18 protein-coding genes and 3 pseudogenes are annotated in these 21,245 nt (G+C 61.4%); 8 read left to right on the top strand and 13 right to left on the bottom strand.

What is annotated here, in order from left to right:
- Window positions 1–60 precede the first annotated feature (60 nt).
- The gene (locus B7Y89_RS16385) at window positions 61–228 is read left to right on the top strand and encodes a hypothetical protein (protein ID WP_292940029.1); all 168 of its coding nucleotides are present in this window, start codon (window positions 61–63) and stop codon (window positions 226–228) included.
- Window positions 229–237: 9 nt separating this feature from the next.
- Here the strand turns inward: B7Y89_RS16385 and B7Y89_RS16380 are convergent, their stop codons facing one another.
- From B7Y89_RS16380 to gluQRS, 5 genes are all read right to left on the bottom strand, one after another.
- Window positions 238–564, bottom strand: a complete 327-nt coding sequence (locus tag B7Y89_RS16380; protein ID WP_292940026.1) for a hypothetical protein — start codon at window positions 562–564, stop codon at window positions 238–240.
- Between the two features lie 54 nt (window positions 565–618).
- On the bottom strand, window positions 619–1,491 hold the full coding sequence (locus B7Y89_RS16375; protein WP_292940023.1) for a 3-hydroxyacyl-CoA dehydrogenase NAD-binding domain-containing protein: 873 nt from the start codon (window positions 1,489–1,491) through the stop codon (window positions 619–621).
- Window positions 1,492–1,599: 108 nt separating this feature from the next.
- On the bottom strand, window positions 1,600–2,160 hold the full coding sequence (locus tag B7Y89_RS16370; protein WP_292940020.1) for a cob(I)yrinic acid a,c-diamide adenosyltransferase: 561 nt from the start codon (window positions 2,158–2,160) through the stop codon (window positions 1,600–1,602).
- A gap of 19 nt (window positions 2,161–2,179) precedes the next feature.
- Window positions 2,180–2,413: an HIG1 domain-containing protein gene (locus B7Y89_RS16365; protein ID WP_292940017.1), complete on the bottom strand. Its 234-nt coding sequence runs from the start codon at window positions 2,411–2,413 to the stop codon at window positions 2,180–2,182.
- Window positions 2,410–3,255 (bottom strand): tRNA glutamyl-Q(34) synthetase GluQRS, encoded by an 846-nt coding sequence (gene gluQRS / locus B7Y89_RS16360; RefSeq protein WP_292940014.1) that lies wholly within the window; start codon window positions 3,253–3,255, stop codon window positions 2,410–2,412. The genes B7Y89_RS16365 and gluQRS overlap by 4 nt, the downstream gene beginning before the upstream one ends.
- Before the next feature lie 407 nt (window positions 3,256–3,662).
- Between gluQRS and guaA the strand changes: the two are divergent.
- Together guaA and B7Y89_RS16350 are read left to right on the top strand one after the other, a co-directional pair.
- Window positions 3,663–5,123: pseudogene (guaA, locus tag B7Y89_RS16355) on the top strand (glutamine-hydrolyzing GMP synthase); the annotation flags it as partial.
- 266 nt (window positions 5,124–5,389) lie between these two features.
- Window positions 5,390–6,646 carry a tyrosine-type recombinase/integrase gene (locus tag B7Y89_RS16350; protein WP_292940104.1) on the top strand — a complete coding sequence of 419 codons (1,257 nt, stop codon included), beginning with the start codon at window positions 5,390–5,392 and terminating at the stop codon, window positions 6,644–6,646.
- On the opposite strand, the gene B7Y89_RS16345 is transcribed toward B7Y89_RS16350, so the two are convergent.
- Window positions 6,618–6,908, bottom strand: coding sequence for an AlpA family phage regulatory protein (locus B7Y89_RS16345; protein WP_292940008.1), 291 nt, complete (start codon window positions 6,906–6,908; stop codon window positions 6,618–6,620). The genes B7Y89_RS16350 and B7Y89_RS16345 overlap by 29 nt on opposite strands.
- Before the next feature lie 293 nt (window positions 6,909–7,201).
- On the opposite strand from B7Y89_RS16345, the gene B7Y89_RS16340 reads away from it, so the two are divergent.
- From B7Y89_RS16340 to B7Y89_RS16320, 5 genes are all read left to right on the top strand, one after another.
- Window positions 7,202–8,518 (top strand): SIR2 family protein, encoded by a 1,317-nt coding sequence (locus tag B7Y89_RS16340; RefSeq protein ID WP_292940101.1) that lies wholly within the window; start codon window positions 7,202–7,204, stop codon window positions 8,516–8,518.
- Entirely contained in the window at window positions 8,508–10,511 is a 2,004-nt protein-coding gene (locus tag B7Y89_RS16335) for an ATP-binding protein (protein WP_292940005.1), read from the top strand. The genes B7Y89_RS16340 and B7Y89_RS16335 overlap by 11 nt, the downstream gene beginning before the upstream one ends.
- Window positions 10,504–11,397, top strand: coding sequence for a 3'-5' exonuclease (locus B7Y89_RS16330; protein WP_292940002.1), 894 nt, complete (start codon window positions 10,504–10,506; stop codon window positions 11,395–11,397). The genes B7Y89_RS16335 and B7Y89_RS16330 overlap by 8 nt, the downstream gene beginning before the upstream one ends.
- A 160-nt stretch (window positions 11,398–11,557) precedes the next feature.
- Window positions 11,558–13,486, top strand: coding sequence for a HipA domain-containing protein (locus tag B7Y89_RS16325; RefSeq protein ID WP_292939999.1), 1,929 nt, complete (start codon window positions 11,558–11,560; stop codon window positions 13,484–13,486).
- 1 nt (window position 13,487) lies between these two features.
- Complete coding sequence (locus tag B7Y89_RS16320) at window positions 13,488–15,413, top strand: SNF2-related protein (RefSeq protein ID WP_292939996.1); 1,926 nt, start codon at window positions 13,488–13,490, stop codon at window positions 15,411–15,413.
- On the opposite strand, the gene B7Y89_RS16315 is transcribed toward B7Y89_RS16320, so the two are convergent.
- From B7Y89_RS16315 to B7Y89_RS16285, 7 genes and pseudogenes are all read right to left on the bottom strand, one after another.
- Window positions 15,371–16,198 (bottom strand): TrbI/VirB10 family protein, encoded by an 828-nt coding sequence (locus B7Y89_RS16315; protein ID WP_292939993.1) that lies wholly within the window; start codon window positions 16,196–16,198, stop codon window positions 15,371–15,373. The two genes, B7Y89_RS16320 and B7Y89_RS16315, sit on opposite strands and share 43 nt — an antisense overlap.
- Window positions 16,195–17,196, bottom strand: coding sequence for a P-type conjugative transfer protein TrbG (trbG, locus tag B7Y89_RS16310; RefSeq protein ID WP_292939990.1), 1,002 nt, complete (start codon window positions 17,194–17,196; stop codon window positions 16,195–16,197). Before trbG ends, B7Y89_RS16315 begins: the two co-directional genes overlap by 4 nt.
- Window positions 17,196–17,882 carry a conjugal transfer protein TrbF gene (trbF, locus tag B7Y89_RS16305; protein ID WP_011157779.1) on the bottom strand — a complete coding sequence of 229 codons (687 nt, stop codon included), beginning with the start codon at window positions 17,880–17,882 and terminating at the stop codon, window positions 17,196–17,198. The genes trbG and trbF overlap by 1 nt, the downstream gene beginning before the upstream one ends.
- Window positions 17,879–19,079: pseudogene (gene trbL, locus B7Y89_RS16300) on the bottom strand (P-type conjugative transfer protein TrbL). The gene trbF and the pseudogene trbL overlap by 4 nt, the downstream one beginning before the upstream one ends.
- Complete coding sequence (gene trbK-alt, locus B7Y89_RS16295) at window positions 19,079–19,426, bottom strand: putative entry exclusion protein TrbK-alt (protein WP_011157781.1); 348 nt, start codon at window positions 19,424–19,426, stop codon at window positions 19,079–19,081. The pseudogene trbL and the gene trbK-alt overlap by 1 nt, the downstream one beginning before the upstream one ends.
- A gap of 8 nt (window positions 19,427–19,434) precedes the next feature.
- On the bottom strand, window positions 19,435–20,178 hold the full coding sequence (gene trbJ, locus B7Y89_RS16290) for a P-type conjugative transfer protein TrbJ (RefSeq protein ID WP_292939983.1): 744 nt from the start codon (window positions 20,176–20,178) through the stop codon (window positions 19,435–19,437).
- A pseudogene (locus B7Y89_RS16285) lies at window positions 20,175–21,245 on the bottom strand (conjugal transfer protein TrbE); the annotation flags it as partial. The gene trbJ and the pseudogene B7Y89_RS16285, both read right to left, overlap by 4 nt.

Raw genomic sequence — 21,245 nt, 5'->3', positions numbered from 1 at the left:
CCCTTAGGGCAATCGCGCAGAGTAACGGCTGGCTAAGATTTTTGGGGTAAGCATCCAAGCATGATCGGGCCGCGCCTTACCACTGTTTTCGCCAGCCGATGGAAGGCCCTGTTCTGGGCCATATCCATTCTGCTGTTTGCATGGCGCGTGGTGCCATCGGCGGAAGAAACACAAGCGACCAAAGCCAAGCCGGTGCAAACAGACCCTTGGGCTTTGGACAAGGAATAACTTCGACGATCAGCTTCCGGGCGGGTTGTCGTCGTCGATGCCGCCATCGCCCAGCATGCCTTCTTCGTCATCATCGCTGCGTTCGCCGCGATAGGCGCTCATATCGATCACGCCGCTGCTGACCATCTGGTTCATGTGATCGACCAGATCGGGCATGCCGGAATCATCGCTGTTGCCCGCCGCACGTTCGGTTTCGCCGTGTTCGCCCAGCACGCTGGTTCTACGCGCAATGGCCTCGTCGGCCACCGTTTGAGCCTGTGCGCCACCATCTTCCTGTTCGGAATTGACGGTTTCGGGGGCAGTATTGTCTGGCTTGGGTGTTTCATGGTCGATCACGGCGTCTCTCCTTGGTTAAGGAGACTACGCCCTGATCGACCGCCTGTTCCGCGATTAACGGGTGGGGACCGGCGTTTCGCCCGAGTAATCATAGAAGCCGCGACCGGATTTGCGGCCCAGCCAGCCCGCTTCGACATATTTTTGCAGCAACGGCGCTGGGCGATACTTGGGATCGCCGGTTGAGGCGAGATAGATCTTCATGATTTCAAGCAGGGTATCAAGCCCGATGAAATCGGCCAGTTCGAGCGGCCCCATCGGGTGATTAAGGCCGAGTTTCACGCCCTTATCAATGTCAACGACCGATCCTGTGCCGCTGCCGAGCACAAAGGCGGCTTCGTTGATGAACGGCACGAAAATGCGGTTGACGATGAAGCCGGGTTCATCCTGCGAAAGCACGATTTCCTTGCCGATATTGCCAACATAGCCGCGCACGAGATCAATCGTACCAACCGATGTGGCAAGGCCGGGGATCACCTCCACCAGTTTCATCAAGGGCACCGGATTGAAGAAGTGGATGCCGATGAACCGTTCCGGATCGGGCGAGGACACCGCCATCCGCGTGATCGGGATGGACGATGTGTTGGATGCCATCACCGCATGCGCGGCAAGGTGTTTGCCCGCTGACTCGAAAATCTTGTGCTTGATATCCTCGCGCTCGGTCGCAGCTTCGATCACCAGATCGGCTTCGGCCAGCGCGGCGTGATCGGAGAAGCTGTGCAGGTTGGCCACGGTAGACGCGGCAAGTGCTGCGTCTACTTTGCCCTTCTCGACCAGTTTGGCGAGGCCTTTGGCGATCTTGTCGCGGGCTTTGTCAGCCAGTTCGATGGTGACATCGCCCAGCAGCACCTTCATGCCCGCTTGCGCCGATACTTGCGCAATGCCCGAACCCATCTGGCCTGCGCCGATGACTGCAACCGTTCTGATCATCTGAAAATCCCCGTCATGCATAGCAATGCGCGCTGACTAGCGGGGGGAGGATGCGAAGTCTACCTGCCCCAATCAAGAGGCCGAACCAATCAAAAGACTGGCCCAAGCTTATCGCGATGCGCCGGGCACCCACAACGGATCGTTGCCGGCGTTGGTGGCGCGCGCCAGTACGAACAGGTAATCGGACAAGCGATTGAGATAGGCCAGAACCAGCGGGTTCACGGCTTCGACATTGTCGAGTTCAACCGCTGCGCGTTCTGCCCGGCGGACTGTGGCGCGGGCGACGTGGATACGGGCAGCAGCCTCTGAGCCACCCGGCAGGATGAAGCTGGTGAGCGCGGGCAGCGTTTCGTTCAGCGTATCAATCGCGTTTTCAAGCCAATCGACCTGGCTTTGCACAACGCGCAGGACCATTTCCGACGGCGCAAAATCATCCCCGGGGGTGGCAAGATCGGCGCCCAGATCGAACAGGTCGTTCTGGATGCGCTGAAGATCGCGCCCAGTTTCCGATGACGCAGCAATCACGGCAAGGCCGATGACGCTGTTGGCCTCATCCACTTCGCCAATGGCCTGCATGCGCGCATCATGTTTGGCGCGGCGCGATCCATCGACAAGGCCTGTGGTGCCTTCATCGCCTGTGCGGGTGTAGATTTTGTTGAGCTTTACCATGGGTTTGCAGACGCGCCGTTCAGCGTGACACTGCCATCAGCACAGCAACCGCGACAACGGCCATACCCTGATACTTGATGCGGTTGAACATCATCTTGTTTTGCAGAATCTGCATATCAGTCGCGCCGTTGGCCGGATCGCTTTTCAGATCAGCCTCGGTCGTTTTCAAAAACGCGACAATCCCGCGCACGAGCGAGATAACAGTCATGGCGACGAGGAAGATAATCAGCGGGACCAATACAAAATAGCTCATGGACCGAGAGTTAAAGCGTCTGACAGGGAAATGCCAGTGTCAAAGAGGGCAGAGCGCACTTCGGCAGCAACCGCGCGGCCATCTTCGCCAGCGCGGCGGCGATCGGCAATGGCGGGGGCATCACGGCGCTTCGCCAGTTTGCGCCCGTCCGCTTCTACCAGCACCGGATGATGGTGCCAGACCGGCACAGGCAGGCCGAGCAGATGCTGCAGCAATCGGTGGACGTGGCTGGCGTGGAACAAGTCCACCCCGCGCGTCACATGCGTCACGCCATCGGCGGCATCATCAATCGTGGCGGCGAGATGATAGCTGGCGGGCGCATCCTTGCGCCACAGCACGACATCGCCGAACATGTCAGGCTTGGCCTGTTGCGCCCCGCGTCGTTCATCTGTCCATTCCAGCGGGCCTGTCAGCATTGCCGCCTGCTCCATATCCAACCGCCACGCTGCATCGGCGCCGGGACGCGGGCCACGGCGCAGGCAGGTGCCGGGGTAAAGCGGACCGTCCGGGCCATGGGTATGCGCAGCGGCAGCCACTTCGGCGCGGGTGCAAGTGCAGGGATAAAGCAGGCCCATGGCGCGCAGATCATCAGCAGCGGCGCGATAGCTTGGAATACGTTGTGATTGCGGGGTGACTTCGCGGTATTCAAGGCCGAGCCATGCAAGATCGGCGCGAAATTCATCGGCGAGTTCGGGCCGCGAACGTGCGCCATCGATATCTTCGATCCGCAGCAGGAAATCGCCATCATCACGTTTGGCCCGGTCATGGGCAGCGATTGCAGAAAACGCGTGGCCCAGATGGAGCGGGCCGTTGGGGCTGGGAGCAAAGCGGGTGATGGTCATTTGCGCCACAGATTAGCGCGGTTGAGCCACAAACCAAACAGCGCAAAAACACAAAACGGCCACCCGCGAGGGGTGGCCGCTTTTGTTGATTTGTCGCGGTATTCCCGTCAGCTCAGGCGAGCGTGGCGGAGAACATCATGCCGCTGAGACCAGCAGCAAGAATGATCGGAAGCGCGGCAGTGATAAAACTACGCATGGTGTTCCTCCTGTTCGGGTTCACCTTTGCAAGCATCCTCCCAGTTCGTTTGTCCGGCAGGGTGGGCTGGAAGCATCAGAACTGAGAGCGCAAATACGCCGAATGACGTATGCTGCAAGTGCGAACGAGGCACATGCAGTTGCATGTAACGCAATTGTCACATTTGCGCACCTGTCTGGACAGAAACCGCCCTAGTCCGTATCGGCACGCCATGAGCATTCAACCTTCAGAATCGATCCTTATTGTCGACTTCGGCAGCCAGGTTACCCAGCTGATCGCGCGGCGCGTACGCGAAGCGGGGGTCTATTCCGAAATCGCGCCTTATACGCAGGCCGAGGCCGCGTTCCACCGGATGAAGCCGACCGGTATCATCCTTTCCGGATCGCCCGCCAGCGTGCCAGCCGACGGTTCCCCGCGTGCACCGCAAGTGCTGTTTGACAGCGGATTGCCGATTCTGGGCATCTGTTATGGCCAGCAAGTGATGAGCGAGCAGCTTGGCGGCAAAGTGGAGCCGGGCGATTCGGGCGAATTTGGCCGCGCTTTCCTCACCGTCACCGAACCGTGCGTGCTGTTTGACGGGCTGTGGTCAGTGGGTGAACGCCATCAGGTGTGGATGAGCCATGGCGACAAGGTGACGCAATTTGCACCCGGCTTCCGCATCGTTGCCGTCTCGGACGGCGCGCCGTTTGCAGTCATCGCAAACGATGAAAAGAAGTATTACGGCACCCAGTTCCATCCCGAAGTGGTCCACACGCCCGATGGCGGCAAGCTGATCGCCAATTTCGTGCGCCACGTCTGCGGCTGCACCGGCGGATGGACGATGGCGGAATTCCGCAAAACCAAGATCGCCGAAATCCGCGAACAGGTGGGTTCCAGCCGCGTGATCTGCGGGCTTTCGGGCGGGGTTGATTCGGCGGTGGCCGCCGTGCTGATCCATGAAGCGATCGGTGACCAGTTGACGTGCGTGTTCGTCGATCACGGATTGATGCGCATGGGCGAGGCCGAGCAGGTCGTCAGCCTTTTCCGCAACCATTACAACATCCCGCTGGTGCACAAGGACGTCTCGCCCCTGTTCCTTGGCGGGCTGGCCGGGGTGACCGATCCCGAAGCCAAGCGCAAGTTCATCGGCAAGACGTTTATCGATGTGTTCGAGGCTGAAGCCCGTCAGGTGGGCGGCGCGGACTTCCTCGCGCAAGGCACGCTTTATCCCGACGTTATCGAATCGGTCAGCTTCACCGGCGGGCCATCGGTGACGATCAAGAGCCACCACAATGTGGGCGGCCTGCCCGAACGCATGAACATGAAGCTGGTTGAACCCTTGCGCGAACTGTTCAAGGATGAAGTGCGCGCACTGGGCCGCGAACTGGGCCTGCCCGATGTGTTCGTGGGCCGCCACCCCTTCCCCGGCCCCGGCCTTGCCATCCGCATCCCCGGCGAAGTGACCAAGGAACGCTGCGACATCCTGCGCAAGGCCGACGCAATCTACCTTGAAGAAATCCGCAACGCAGGCCTTTATGATGCGATCTGGCAGGCCTTCGCTGTGCTGCTACCGGTCAAAACCGTGGGCGTGATGGGCGATTTCCGCACTTATGACTGCGTCTGCGCCCTGCGCGCCGTCACCAGCACCGATGGCATGACGGCTGACATTTACCCGTTCGATGCGCTATCGCGATCAATCGGCAATGCTCCGTCAAAGCATTGAAATAAAAAGATTATCTCACGTTATCTATCGAGGTCAATCGCGGAGCAGCGGTTGGCCCTAGCGTCATGCGTGACGGTATCCGGCAAACTTGCACTTGGCCCAATCCAGCGATACCGTCAGAGGTATTGAAGCCAGTGACGGTATTTTTGCCGCACTAAGCCATTGTAAATCAAGCGATAATGTCGGCGAAAATAGCCGAAAATCGCCTGACGGTATTTTGCGTAGAGGAGGTCGGTATGCTCACCGATGTTGCCCTTAAGAACCTGAAACCACGCGAAAAAGCATACAAGGTCACTGACCGTGACGGCCTTTATGTTCAGGTCTCAACCTCCGGGACGCTGACGTTTCGGCTGGACTACCGGCTGCATGGGCGACGCGAGACGCTGACGCTGGGGAAGTACGGTCCCTCCGGTTTGTCCCTGGCTCGAGCCCGTGAAGCAACGATCGATGCTAAACGTGCAGTCTTCGAAGGCAGGTCCCCGGCCCAGGAAAAGCAACGCGACAAACGCCGGATCAAGGAGGCCAAGAGCTTCGGTGAGTTTGGTGAGCGCTGGTTGGTGAAGGCGCCGATGGCCGACAGCACCCGCGCGATGCGGCGTTCGATCTTCGAACGAGAGCTTCTGCCAGTCTGGAAGAATCGGCTGCTGACAGAGATCACGCCGGATGACCTGCGCGCCCACTGCGGCAAGATCGTTGATCGCGGCGCTCCGGCGACTGCGATCCATGTCCGCGACATACTCAAGCAGATCTACGGGTTTGCGATCTTGCACGGCGAGAAGGTCGCCAATCCGGCCGACGATGTCGGCCCCTCCTCGATCGCGACGTTCGTTCCAAAGGACCGGTCGCTGTCGCCGACGGAAATTCGCGTGATGCTCAAGCAGCTCGACCATGTGGCGACGCTGCCAACGATCCGACTCGGGATGCGCCTCTTCCTGCTGACAATGGTGCGCAAGAGCGAGCTGCAGGATGCGGTCTGGGACGAGGTGGACTTCGAGAACGCCGTGTGGACGATCCCCAAGGAGCGCATGAAGCGATCCAAGGCGCATAACGTCTATCTCTCGCAGCAATGCCTCGACATCATGATCGCGTTGAAGACTTGCGCGGGCAACTCGCGCTACCTTCTGCCGTCTCGGTATGATGCGGATGCGCCGATGTCCCGGGCGACCTTCAATCGCGTCACCTACGCCGTCGTGGAGCGCGCGCAGAAGGAAGGCTTACCGCTGGAGCCGTTCACGGTACATGACTTGCGCCGGACTGGATCGACCCTGCTCAACGAATTGGGGTTCAATAGTGACTGGATCGAAAAGTGCCTGGCCCATGAAGATGGGCGGTCCTCGCGCGGCGTCTACAACAAGGCGGAGTACGAGCATCAGCGGCGGCATATGATGCAGGAATGGTCTGATATCATCGATGCCTGGGTGGCGGGGCAGAAGCGCGTACCGGTCCTGATTCCGCCCTCGATGCCTATGCTCGCGCCTGATCCGGCGCTTTGACGGGACGCGCCTTGCGCTTGCGTACATCGGGATGCGGCGCCCGGTCGATTGGCGATCGCCGGGCTGTCGCCAGGCGCTCGGTCAGCCAAGCTTCGACCTCGGCCAGATCCCACACCACACAGCGCGGAGTGAGCGCGAAGCGACGAGGAAATTCCCCGCGCTGTTCCATCTCATAGATGGTGGTGTCGGCCAGCGGTACGATCTGCCGAAGCTCATGGCGGCGGATCATCCGCTTTTTGAGGGCCTCAGATTTCATCGACATAACTCTACTCCAACGAGATTGGCGTCTGATGCCGATTGGAGCCGATAGACCCGACATGAAAAGAGCGAACGCACCGGCGTAGGGCTCGCGGCGGCCCTGGCGTACAAATCGGATGGTTCAAGCACAGCTCTTATGACCATTCCCGGCACGTCATAGTCGCCATTGAACAACTGATCACCCGAAGAAGATCGGCATTCAGCGCGCTGGATTCGCGAGCGCACTCGACTAAGATGCTGCTGTGGGGGCATCGGTAATGGCATTTTTGTTCAATGTTATAGGGCGTCGGTGGATTGGTGTTACCTGTGCCGGTTGAGGGTGACGGGGAGCCCGTCCGCCAGTTCAACTTCATCCGCTCCGGCGATAATCCGACGCCGCCGTTGGTATGGGGTCAGGGTCAGGAACAGGTTCGAAAGGCGGTAGGCGAGGCGCTCAACGCCCGCAACGTCGCATTCTTGCTGGGCGCTGGCTGCTCATCGCTTATGGCCGATGGCAAGGAACGCGGCATTTCGACGATGGCACCGCTGGCGAAGGAGTTCTGCAGTCATCCGACCGGCGAACTCGATGACGACCTAAACCTCATCGTCCCGCCCGCTTGGGCTCTCGACAAGGACGACTTGGACTACCTGGCCAAGCTGGGCGCGAAGCTCGCTGGCACGGAATACGCGCGCAACCTGGAACGCCTGATGGAGCTGCTGCACAGCCTTCGGTTCGTGTTCTCGCGCAGCGACAAGCCCGAGCACGAAGTCAGCAGAACGAAGGTTGAAGCCATCATAAAGAAGGTCCAGGACTTCTTGTGGGAGCGTTGCACTGGCGGCGCTTTTGCACATGGCGACGGCGCCGTGCTCGAGCTGTACGAGTCGTTCTACCGCAAACTCGTGCTGCGCGACCGGTCGCTGCCGCGACCCTGGGTGTTCACGACCAACTACGACCTCTTCAACGAGCGCGCGATGGACCGCCTCGGCCTTCCGTATGCCAACGGCTTCTCGGGGGTGGTGGAGCGCCGCTTCAACCCGGCAACCTTCCGCTACGCCCTCGCGGAACAGCTGGACCTGTCGAACCGGAAGTGGTCCGCCGTCGATGGCTTCGTCTATTTGTGCAAACTCCATGGCTCGATCAGTTGGACGGAGGACGACCACGGTCTCTTCCCGGTGCGAGAGCTTTGGCCGCAAGATGCGCCCAGGAAGGTTATGATCTACCCCACTCCTGCCAAGCAAAATTCGAGTCTCGGGTCGCCCTATGCCGACCTGTTCCGCGAATTCCAGTCGAGGGTCGTTCGGGAGCAGAGCGTCCTCATCACAGCCGGCTTCGCCTTCGGTGACGAACATCTCAACAACATCATTTATCAGGCCCTCACGATCCCGACCTTCCGCCTGATCATCTTTGCCGATCCTGACTCGGGAGGGGAGATCGCGAAGCTCCGTAAGCTAAACGATCCGCGCATCTGGATCATCGGGGGAGACGGACCGACCGACGGCACGCGGGCGCACTACTTCGACACCGTGGTCGAGCACTTCCTGCCCCAGAGGCCCGCGGAGCGGATCGACGATGCCGTGAAGCTTGTGCTCGAGAACCTCGGCCGGACGAAGACCGGGGGCGAGGATGAGCTCTGACGATCGCCGTCGGGCGATCGGCAAGGTCACATCGGTGGCGGCAGACCGTTTCGTCATCGAGATGCTTGGCGGGACCGACAATTTTACCGTGGTCGGTTTCGATGACCTTCACTACGTCGCCCGACTTGGCTCGTTCCTCATGATCCCCGCGCAGTCCGAGTACGTGGTTGCCGAGGTCGTGGGCCTGCGCGAGCGGGACGTGTCCGGTAGTGGCGCGGGCGATGGGCAACTCGATAAAGCGAACTCGGCCAAATACCTCGACGTCGTTCCCGTGGGAATGCTGCCAGCCGAGGATGACAAGAAATTCCGGTTCGGCGTCTCGATCTTCCCATCGCTTTACGCGGACGCGCTGTATGCCCTCGACAGCGAGCTCGACCGCATCTTCGACACCGAGACTGATGCGGTACCCGCGCTTGGACACGACGGCGCAGATTGCGTGCCGGCGGGCGCGACGCGCTATCGCAACCTGGGGATTGGCCAGTCGGTCATCTTCGAGGACTATGAGGTCAAGGTCCGGATCGACGACTTCTTCGGTGGCCATGTCGCCGTTCTCGGCAACACCGGCAGCGGAAAATCGTGCACGGTAGCCTCTATCCTCCAGGCGCTGTTCGAAAAGCCCGATGAACACCACGCGCGCGGAGCGACGTTCGTCGTCCTCGACGTTAACGGCGAGTACAGCCGGGCGTTCGAGAAACTCCCGGAGAGCGCCGATATTGGCGTTGAGCGCCTTATCCTCGACGGTTCGGCGGCCGCGGAGCGATTCCGCCTGCCGCACTGGTTCCTGGATTTGTCGGAATGGGAGCTCCTGCTCCAGGCCAGCGAGCGCACCCAGGTGCCTATCCTCCGCATGGCGCTGGGACTCGCGACGCTGTTCGGGGGTGCAGCCGCTGGTCAGTTGAACGACATCCGCAACCACATGCTGGCCACTTGCATCACGCAAATCCTCAGTGATGATACCCAGCCAGGGGCCAAGCAGACGCGCATTCGCGGCATTCTCCAGCGGTTCAACACAGCCGAGATCAACACCGCCCAGATCGGTGCCATGATCGCCGTCAACTTCGGCAACATGCCGGGGATCGAGGGGGCCTACCAATATCTGGCGGGAGGCAACCAACACGCCGGCTTCATCATTCCCGACCTGAAGCTCCCCGATTATGATGGATCGCCGTTCGACTTCTCCGCCCTAGGCGACGCTATTGATCTCGCCCTGTTGTATGAGGAAGCGCACGGAAATCGCCAGATACGCGACTACTGCGCGCAGATGGTGACGCGGTTCAAGGCCCTGGAGGAGCGTGGAGACTACCGATTTCTGCGGCACGAGGCCGCGGCGGCGGGTGACCGCCAGACCTTTCTCGCGAGTCTATTGGGCTTGGGCGCGATTGAGGGAGGCCATACCAAACGCGCACAGATTATCATTCTCGACATGAACGCGGTCGAGGATGAGGTTGTCGAGCTGGTCAGCGCGGTGATCGCGCGTATGATCTTCCGGCTTCTCCGGCAAGCCGATCCCCGCAACCGCTTTCCCGTGCACCTTTTGCTCGAGGAGGCGCATCGCTACGTCGCATCCACGCCCTCCCGCCACGCTGTCGATGCTAGCCGGATCTTCGAGCGCATCTCGAAGGAAGGCCGCAAATATGGGTTGTTCCTGCTGGTCGCTTCGCAGCGCCCCAGCGAACTGTCGAAAACCGTACTGTCGCAATGCTCGAATTTCGTCGTCCATCGGATTCAAAACCCGGACGACCTTTCCCAGATAAGGCAGATGACCCCCTTCATCTCCGACAGCGTACTCCGTCGACTTCCGTCGCTGCCGAAACAGCACGCCTTGGTGTTCGGAAACTCGGTCAACTTGCCTACCACCTTCAGAGTGCGGCGTGCCGACCCGCTTCCGGCAAGCGACGACGCGAAGATCGTCGATCTGTGGTTTCATGAAGCGGGACGGCCTTCGGTTCTGCCGCTTATGCCGGTTGTCGACCCGGCGATCGAAGATGACTAGCCCGACCCCGGACGAGATGATCGCCGCGCTCGAAGCGCAGGGGAATTTCCGGGTGCTGCGCCGATTGCATCCGATTGAGCCCATGCGGGAGGTGCCCACTGGCGCGCGCCGCGCGGTGCTTGTGGACGTCGAGACGACCGGTCTGGATCCCAGCAAGGACGAGATCATCGAGTTGGCGATGGTTCCTTTCTTCTATTCGGCCAATGACGAGATTGTTGGCATCGGCGATTCCTTTAGCGCGCTAAGGCAGCCATCTCGGCCCATCTCCGCCGAGGTGACGAAGCTGACCGGCATCGATAGCGCGATGGTTGCTGGAAAGTCGATCGTTCCGGCAGACGTTGCCGCGTTCGCCGACGGCAACTTGGTAATCGCACACAACGCACCTTTCGATCGCCGATTCCTGGAGCGGTTCTGTCCGGCACTGGCGGAAAACCCGTGGGCGTGTTCGATGAGCGAGGTGGGTTGGGCCGGCGAGGGCTTTGAAAGTAGCAAGCTGGCGTACCTCGCGTTGAGCAGCGGCTTCTACTACGATCGACACCGCGCCCTGAACGATTGTCATGCGGCCATTGAACTTCTCTCCCGCCCACTGCCGGTTACCGGGATGCGCGCGCTGGCTGCACTCCTTGCCTCGGCGCGCGGCACCACGCTCAGGTGCTGGGCTGAGAACTCCCCGTTCGAATCGAAAGATGTGCTGAAGCTGCGCGGGTATCGATGGAACGGCGACGACAACGCGCAACCGCGAGCATGGTGGATCGACGTCCGTGAAGCTGAAATTGAGGCGGAAAAGGCGTTTTTGTGTTCAGAGATCTATAAGCGCGTACTGCCCCTACCAACTGCAAAAATCACGGCATTCAATCGGCATTCTGATCGCATTCTGCCCGGCTAAGAAATCCTCTCGGACCTTACGCGTCGGATGGCTTGGTCGCATGAAACCAGGACGCAGAGGTTGAGTGCGCCGGATTATCGCGCATCTCAGATGCGCGATAATGCTTGCAAAACGGTTTGGGTGATGGGATTAACGCGCATCTGAGATGCGGGAAAATCCAATGGCGATCCAGCTTGTGGGGGAGACGATCGACGCTCGACGCGCCCACCAGCGCGCTCAGGGTGGCGAGCTGATCCAGGTCGTGCGTGGCGTATATGTCGACCAAGACGCGGACATCGAAGAAGCGATTCTAGATCATGCTGTGCGGATTGCGCACTATCTTTATCCAACTGCCTATTTGTCGTCGGCGAGCGCAGTTTTGCTCGCTCCAACTCCAGACGGCCGACTGTTTATCAGTGGCCGCCGTAACCAGCGCACCAGACTACGGACGCTTGAAATCATTCAAAACGAGGCACCTGCAAATCCTTCGATCGCGATTGCCGTAATCGGCGACGATCTGGGCGAGCTGCGCGTCGATGCCTCGTCACCGCGCCAGCGCTTTCTGGAAGCTTTTCGCCTACGCAGCGAACACGCCAGTGCTGTGACTGCGGAGATGCGTACCCAAATGGCCGCGCGCCTGATTGATGAATATGGCAATGCTCAGGCGGCCGCAGATGCAGTTTGGGCGCTGGCCCGTGAAAATGAATGGTATCGCGAGGGGGAAGGTGCAGAACGTTTTCTGTTGGCGCAGCCCGGTGCTGGCAAGGCACCCGTTAACAAAGCCGCGCTCAACCTACTTGTTGCCTGGCATGGCGATCCACTCGGTCGCCTGACCCATGATGGTTTCGAATGGCGATGGAGGCCGCAAAAGCGCACCGGGCCGACCATCGTGCGGGAAACCACACCGGGTAAGCTGCCGGCCTTTATCGAGTCGTTGTTGCCCGAAGGCTGGTTGGCCCAGGTGCTCCATGAGCGCGACGACCGAGAGGCCCTCCGGCGTGGGCGGCGCTACATGTCCAACATCGTTATCGTCGAGAACAGAGTTGAACTGGCGGCTTTGGCCGCCGACTGTCTAACCACTCCGCTCGCCGCGTTCGTCGACCACGGCCGCTTCACGGGCCGCTACGCCGGTCCGGCCCGGGGCGAGATTGAGGAGACCTTCGAGCACAATCTGGCGCGCATGTTCGCTCGGGCCGAAACCCCTCGCTTGTCGGGCGTCCAGATCAAGGCACCGATGAGCCTGATGTCTGACGGCACTCTGGTCCCAGCCATTGACGAGCCGTTCACTCATATTCTCAAACCTGCCGGCGCGGCGGGCTTCGAAATGTTGCCGATAGTCGAATGGATCTGCTTAGAGCTGGGGCGCTCTGCCGGGTTTGCTGTGCCTGATGCCGCGCTGCTGGAAATGCCCGATGGCATGTCGCCCGCACTGGTCGTCGAGCGGTTCGATATTCGACGCGGACCTGCGGATCAGCGGCGTCTGGTGATGGAGGATTTCTGCTCCATTCTGGACGTTCCCGCTTCCGCTAAGTACGACGGAACGATCGAGCGGATGGCCCGCGGGCTGAGGCCGCTTTCGACCGATCCGGCCAGCGATCTCGATATCCTGTTCCGCCGGGCCGTGTTCGCCTGGCTCATCGCCGATGGCGATATGCACCTCAAAAACCTCGCTATGCTCAAGATCGCAGACGCTGGCGCGAAGGGCTTTACCTCGGTCCGCTTTGCGCCGCTGTACGATGCGGTCACGACGCGTGTCTTCCCGGGTTTGAGCGGCGATCGCATGGCGCTCAAGCTCAACGGCAAGGATGACCGGTTAACGCGTCAGGACTTCATATCCCTGGCCCGCACGATCGGTTTGACGGTCGGTGAGGCGGAAGCGGCGATTGCCGATCTGACGCGCCGCGTCGCAGATTTCACCAGGACCTTGAGGCTACCTGCATTCGCTGTCGAAACCGAAGTGGCGCGATCAACGCAGGATAAGGTGATCGCGCTGGTCGCTGGTCGCTGTGCGGCTCTTGCGAACACCGGCAGTACGGATTCCAGTGCGGGGGAGCGGGCAAACGAGCTTGCGCAACATCCAGCGAAACGTTCGTTTGAGGAGCGGGGCTGAGATGAAAATTATTGATAACACATCACAGCTCCTCGGAGATGATCTGAAGAGCACTATTAGTCGGGGAGCGCGGTTAAAAATCGCCGCATCCTGCTTCTCGATTTATGCGTTCGAAGCCCTGAAGTCAGAGCTTGCCAAGGTGGAAAGCCTGCAATTCATTTTCACGTCTCCGACATTCGTCCCGACCGATGTGACCGACCGCCTTCGCAAGGAACGGCGTGAATTTTTCATCCCGAAGTCCGGTGGCGAGAGCGGCCTCTACGGGACGGAATTCGAGATCCAGTTGCGCAACAAGCTGACGCAGCGCGCCGTCGCGCGGGAATGCGCGGACTGGATACGCAAGAAGGCTCGCTTCAAGTCGAATTCGACTAATGCAGCCATGCAGCAGTTCGTGCATGTTGCGGCTGATGCTGGTGGGGCCGCATACATGCCGATCAGTGGCTTTACTGCCGTTGATCTCGGCTACCAGAAGGGCAGCGCGGTATCGAATCTGGTGACTCGTGTCGACGATCCCAGCCACACGGATGTCTACCTCCAGCTCTTCAACCAAATATGGAATGACGCCGAAAAGGTGAAGGATGTCACGGCGGCGATCTGCGACCATATCGAGTCCGTCTACCAGGAAAACTCGCCGGAACGCCTGTATTTTCAGATCCTGTACAACATCTTTCAGGATTTTCTGGAGGACCTCGATCAAGATGCGTTGCCCAATGATCTGACGGGTTACAAGGACAGCCAGGTCTGGAACAAGCTGTTCAACTACCAGCGGGATGCGGTAACGGGCATCATCAACAAGCTGGAAACGCACAATGGCTGCATTCTTGCCGATAGTGTCGGTCTGGGCAAAACCTTCACCGCATTGGCGGTCATAAAATACTACGAGCTGCGCAATAGATCCGTCCTGGTGCTGTGCCCCAAGAAGCTGGCGGACAACTGGCGTAACTACAACACCAACCTCAAGACTAACATTTTTGCCAAGGACCGGCTCAACTACGACGTCCTTTGCCATACCGACCTGTCGCGCACGTCAGGAGAATCGTTCGGCATTCCACTGAACCGGGTCAACTGGGGCAATTATGATCTGGTCGTCATCGACGAGTCGCATAATTTCCGGAACAACGACGTCTATAAGGACCGGGAGACCCGCTATCAGAAGTTGATGAACAAGGTGATCCGCGATGGCGTGAAGACCAAGGTTCTCATGCTGTCGGCAACGCCGGTCAACAATCGCTTCAATGATTTGCGCAACCAGCTCGCCCTTGCTTATGAGGGGGAGTCCGAGAGCCTGAGCCGAAATTTGAAGGCGAAGACGGGGGTCGAGGAGATTTTCCGCCGTGCCCAGAAGGCGTTCAATGCCTGGACCGATCTGCCGGCCGAAGAACGCACGGCGGCTACAATCCTCAAGGCGCTGGATTTTGATTTCTTCGAGCTGCTCGATGCAGTGACGATTGCCCGGTCGCGCAAGCATATCGAGACTTTTTACGACACCAAGGACATCGGCAAGTTCCCGCAGCGGCGTAAACCGCTGTCATATCAATGCCCGATTACCCATCGTCCCGACGTGCTGGGGCTCAACGACATTTTCGGTCGCCTCTCGGTGCTGAAGCTCGCGGTGTACGCACCCATCGGCTACATCCTGCCGAGCCGCTTGCGGAAATACGAAGAGATCTACGACACCCAGGTGGAAGGTGGGCGGGGTAAGCTGCGTCAGGCCGATCGCGAGCGCAGCTTGCAGGCGCTCATGACGACAAATCTGCTGAAGCGGCTTGAAAGTTCGGTCGAAGCGTTTCGGCTAACGCTTCGCGCGCTGAGTGGCAACATCACCCGGACGCTGGACGCCATCGCCAGCTTTGAGCGTTCCGGCGGCTCCCAGACCGTCAGCGACTATCTGGCCGATGTCAAGATGCGCCCGGTGGGGCCATCATAGACATTCTCGGTGACTTGTGCGGTGATCTGGCCGGGCAGGTCCGAGCGCAGGCCCGTCACCATCGCTGCGGCAATCACAGCGCCCGCTTGCACGGTATAGGGACTCGCCGGGGCCTGAAGCGTTTCGGTACTGATCGTGCGCCTGTCAGCGGGACCGCCCAAGAATGCCGACCTCCGATCGCCTTCGCTTGGCGGCGGTGTCGGTTGACCGGTTCCGGCCGCGAGGGCGCCGAGTTGGGGCGACGCCGCTCCCGGCATCTCGAGCCCAGCGGCTGAGGGACCGCTGCCGGGCGTGCGGGATTCCCCCGCGAACAGTCGACTGGCGCGAGCGGCCTCGCGTTCTTGAGCGATGCGCTGACGCTCCTGCGCAACGCGCTGGGCTTCCGGATCCGGCGCGGTCGCGGGTGCCGGAGCGCCCGGGATAGGACCGGGCTGGATGCCGTTGTTGAGCATGGGGCGTCCGAGATCGCCGGGGAGCGGCGGCCCGAGCGGCGGCACTTCACGAGGCACCCCGGCATAGGATGTAGGCAGCCGCGACAGGCCGTCGGCCGTGGTCCTGTTGTCGGTGTTATAAAGTTCGGCGGTCGTTGTCGGTCGGCTGGATTGCAGCGCCCATATCAATGATCCGCCGATGGCGACGGCGGAAACGCCCGCGATGAGGCCGAGCACTTTTCGCGACAGGCGGACGACCTTGGGCCGGTCGGGCCGAAGACGCAGCTCAGCGGCGATTTCGCGCTCCGGCCGAGGAGGATCGTCCGGCGTTTGCTCAGGAACGGGGCCGGTCACGATGCCGGCCTCGCGTCAATGCGAACGATACGGACGCGCCGTTGGCGGTCTCCGCCCAGGCGAAGCTCAGCGCCGCCAAAGAGACGGTCAACGACCATGTAGCGGCCGCGCACACGGTAGTTCACCAGTTCGGCATTGCCCTGTGCGCCGATGATCCAGAGCGGGGGCATCTCTCCCTGCGCAATGCCAGTTGGAAACTCGATGAAGACCTGCCGCCCGTCGTCGAAGGCCCTAACCGGTCGCCAAGCCGGGTTGTCGCCTTCGATCCGGTAGCGAAAGTTCAGCAACTCCAGCGCCGGCAACGGCGAGGTCGCTGCCGTCTCCGCGGCCTGCGCTTGTGAGTTCTGGCGGCGTAGGGCGATGAGCTGGTCTTGCGGATAAGACCAGGAAACACTGGCCATGTAGGTGCGCTCGGCCGCCCGCAGTTCGAGATGATACGTCCGGCGATCGGTATTGATCACCAAGTTGGTCTGAAGATCGGCGCGCGTCGGCTTGACGAGGATATGGATCCTTCGGGTCGGACCGCTGCCGCTTTCCGTATCACCGATGATCCAGCGCACCGTGTCGCCGGCGGCCACAGGTCCTGTGCCGACCAGTTGCTCACCCGCTTCGAGGGCGATGTCGGTCACCTGCCCCGGCGCTGTGTACACTTGGTACAGCGCGCCATCCGAATAGGGATAGACCTGAACCGCGTTGAAATAGCCGGACCGGCTTGGCTGAATGCGGGCCGCGCCATTGGCGGCTTCCACCCGTGCGCGCGGGTCGGCCGGCTCCGGTGTCTGCGAGGGGGGCGGTGGAATGCGTTGGAGTTGGCCTGGCAGAGGCAAGGGCGTCGGAATCTGCACGATTTCGACCGACTTGGGCGGCTCGACCTCGGGCGTCGCCGGCTGCGGGGCCGCGATAGGATCATAGGTGATCTCCGGCGGCTTCCAGGTATGCGAACAGGCCGCGAGCGATACCGACGCAAGCATGATGGTTGTAACGGGGATCAGTCGCATCAGCCGAGCTCCTTCGACCAATTGAGGGCATGGACGTACACACCGAGCGGATTCTTGCGCAGGCGCTCGACGTCACGAGGGGTTTGGATTGTGATGGTCAGGATGGCCGTCCAGCGCTCGGTGGCCGCGAGCGCCCCATCGACGTATCGCCGCTCGACCCAAGCAACGCGAAAGCTCCCCGGTGACGCTCGGATGACACTGGAGACATCGACCGCGACCTGTTCCCGGCCGACCTTGGCAAACGGGTCGTTGACCCGGGCATAGTCGTTAAGCGCCAGCGCGCCTTGGTCGGTCGTATAGTCGTAGGCGCGTAGCCAGTTCTGGCGCAGCACGATCGGGTCCGCCGGGATTGAGCGGGTTTCCTCGATAAAGCGGGCGAGATGCCAAGCGATCTGAGGATCGGTCGGCCGATAGCCGGTCTCTGCTGGCGAGATCGCTTGGGCTTGCCCGAGCCGGTCAACCTGCACGACCCACGGCACGACCGTTCCAGACATGGCTTGCCAAACGACGGCAGCGGACAGGCCGGCAGACAGGAATAGCGAGCCGAACGCCATCAGTCGCCAGTTGCGAGCCTGGATGCGCGCAGACCCGATGCGGTCATCCCAAGCCTGAGCGGCACGTTGATAAGGGGTCTCGGGTTCGGGCGTCCGGCCGTAACGGCTGGACGGTCGTTTGAAGAACATCATTCACCCTCTCGAATGCTGACAGAAGAGCCTGCGCCGCCTCCATCGCCGGCACGGACGGCATGGATGGCGGTCTGGATGCCGTGCGCGGCTGATTGGCGTCGACGCATCGATTTGGCCCAGGCGGGCTCCCCGGAGGCGGAGCCCGCATCGTTGGCCGGGCTGGCGTCGGTCCCTCCGGTGACTTTGCCGCCCATGGCTTCGAACGCCGCCCGGCCACCGGCTTGGTAGCGCTGCCCCATCTCAGCGGCTGCTCTGCGGAGCGGCGAGGCCGCTGCGGAAGCCCCGGCTTGCGCGACGCCGGATAGTCCGCCCGCAACGCTGCCCCCTTTGGCGGCGCTTCCAAGTTGATAGGCCGTCGAAGCGCCGCCAGCGACACTGGCTCCGCCCCGCACGGCCGCCATCGCCGCACCGCCCGCCATGCGCGCGCCGGCTGCGCCAGCAAGGAGCGCGCCGCCGGCAGCCAGTCCAGTGCCAACGGCTGCCCCGGCGCCAAGCTGCGGTCCGCCCGAGACGATGCCATTGGCGATCGAGGGGCCAAAAATGCCAAGGCCGAGCAGCGACAGCGCAGCAAGCACCAGCGCCATCGCGTCTTCGATTGTGGGCTGGGCCTGAAAACCTTGCGTGAATGAACAGGCCAAAGGGCACGAGCACGAAGCCGCATAAGGTCGCGAGCTTGAACTCGATCAAGCTGATGAAGAGCTGGATGGCGAGGATGAAGAAAGACAGCAGCACGATTGCCCAGGCCAGCAGCAGGACGACGATCTGGATGAAATTCTCGAAGAAGCTGATGTAGCCCATCAGCCCGGAGATGGACTCCAGGATGGGCCTGCCGGCATCGAAGCCAACTTGGGCAACGCGACCGGGGCGAAGAAATTCCGCAGCCGTCAGCCCTGTGCCCGATGCCTTCAGCCCGAGCCCGGCAAAGCTCTCAAAGACGATGCGGGCCAGCGTGTTCCAGTTGCCGATGATGAAGGCGAACGCACCAACGAAGAGGGTCTTCTTGACCAAGCGGGCGAGGATATCGTCGTCCGCACCCCAGGCCCAAAACAGCGCGGCGAGCGTGATGTCGATGACGATCAGCGTCGAGGCCAACCACGCGACTTCGCCCTGTAGCAAGCCAAAGCCGCTGTCGATGTAGCGGGTAAAGACTTCCAGGAAGCGGTCGATGAAGCGGTCGATGACCCCGGTGCCCTGCATCAGCGTTGCTCCTGTCGGCTAATCGGAGCGCCGGCATGTTCGTTGACGGCTGGCGCCTGCGTGTTGGGGGCGCCGAGAAACCGGCGGCGATTTTCAGACCACGCCCGTTTGCAGCCTGGGTCATCGATCGCGGGCGAACCCAGGTCGTTGCAGCGGACCAGTTCGGCTTCGAGCGGATCGCGCGCGATCGTCGTGGCGGGGCTTCTTTCGGCCGGCCTGTCGGAGCGTGCCGCCGTCGTGAACCACACCGCGATCGCGACGATCACCGCCGCGACAGTGCCGACGACGAGGATCCGACCAGGCTTTGGTCGCTGGAGCCTGTCGGCGAGCAATCCAGGCCAGCGCATCGGCCCGCTCAGCGATCGTGGAACATGGTGACCTCGGTGGGCTGGTAGCCCTGACCTGGAGTCAGAAAACGGCGAAGCTGCTCGCGACCTTGGTCCGCAGCCGCCGCGCGCTGCGCCGCTTCAAGGTTTTGCGCACGCCCCTGCGCCGCGACGGCGGCAGTCAGATCGGACAGTTGCTGGGCCTGGAGCGCCAGAAGCTGATTGCCGGCTTGGGTCGCCTGCAGCGCGCCGGTGGCGGACTGGCTGGAGCCCACTAATGCCGCCATCTGCGTGCGGTTGGTTTCGATATTGCCGACGACGCCGGCCTGCACACGCATCGCATCCTGAAGCGCGCCGACCGATGTCTGCCAACGCTGGCGGGCCGATGCGAAGAGCGCCTGATCGGAACTGGAGGCGCTGGCTGGCGCGTAGCTGGTCTGGAAAGCGCGATCGATCTGCTGCACGTCATAGGCAATGCTCTGCGCCTGCCCCAGCAGTTGCTGGGTCCTAGCGACCGACTGCTGGAGTTCTTGCAACGAGGAGTAGGGCAGGCTCGCCAGATTGCGGGCCTGATTGATGAGGCTTTGCGCCTCGTTTTGCAGCGAGGTGATCTGGTTGGTGACCTGCTGGAGCGAGCGCGCGGCCTGCAGGACGTTTTGGGTATAGTTGGTCGGGTCCCAGACCGTGATCTGGGCCTGAGATGGCATCGGCAACGTGGCCAATGTCAGGGCGGCGAGACCGGCAGTCCATGCCGGACGAAATCGAAGCTTCATGGCAGTTTCTCCTTTTGCGGGGTGATAATGAGGTCGGTCGCCCAAGCGACGCCGCGGGCCTCAAGCCAGGCCTTGGCAAAGCCGGTCGGACCATGTTCGGCCATCAGCCGAGCAATGAGGATTTGATCGCCCTTGCTGGACGCCGCTGTGAAGGCGAGCGCCACCTCGCCCAGACCCAGCTCGAACAGACGATTTCCGCGGCGTGACTGGCAGTAATAGTCACGCTTCGGGGTGGCGCGGCTGAGGATCTCGATCTGACGATCGTTGAGTCCGAAGCGTTCGTAGATTGTCGCGATCTGGGGCTCGAGCGCGCGCTCGTTAGGCAGGAAGAGCCGCGTCGGGCAGCTTTCGATAATGGCCGGCGCAATCGCCGAACCGTCGATGTCGGCGAGCGATTGGGTGGCGAAAATCACGCTCGCGTTCTTTTTCCGCAGCGTCTTCAGCCATTCGCGGAGCTGGCTGGCAAAGCCTTCGTCATCGAGGGCAAGCCAGCCTTCGTCGACGATCAACAGCGTCGGACGACCATCCAGACGATGTTCGATCCGGTGAAAGAGGTAGGCAAGCACGGCTGCGGCGGCGCCCGTGCCGATCAGGCCTTCGGTTTCGAAGGCGAGCACGTCGGCTGACGCGACACGCTCGGTCTCGGCATCGAGCAGACGACCCCAAGGCCCGCCGACGCAATAGGGCTTGAGCGCTTGTTTGAGCGCTTGGCTCTGGAGCAAGACCGATAGGCCCGTGAGGGTGCGTTCGGACTTGGGGGCCGACGCCAGATTGTTGAGCGCCGACCAGACATGCTCCTTTACGTCGGGCGTGATCTCGACCTTCTCGCGGGCCAGGATGGCGGCAACCCATTCGGCCGCCCATGCGCGTTCCTCTTCGGCATCGATCCCGGCCAGCGGCTGCAAGGCGACCGGTTCGCTCGCGTCTTCGGCGAGTGAGCCGCCAAGGTCGTGCCAGTCACCACTCATCGCCAGCGCGGCTGCCCGGATTGAGCCGCCGAAGTCGAAGGCAAAGATCTGCGACCGGGCATAGCGGCGAAACTGGAGCGCCATCAGCGCCAATAGCAC

Source organism: Novosphingobium sp. 32-60-15, assembly GCF_002280675.1.
GTDB lineage: Bacteria > Pseudomonadota > Alphaproteobacteria > Sphingomonadales > Sphingomonadaceae > Novosphingobium.
This window is presented reverse-complemented; position numbering and strand designations above follow the sequence as displayed.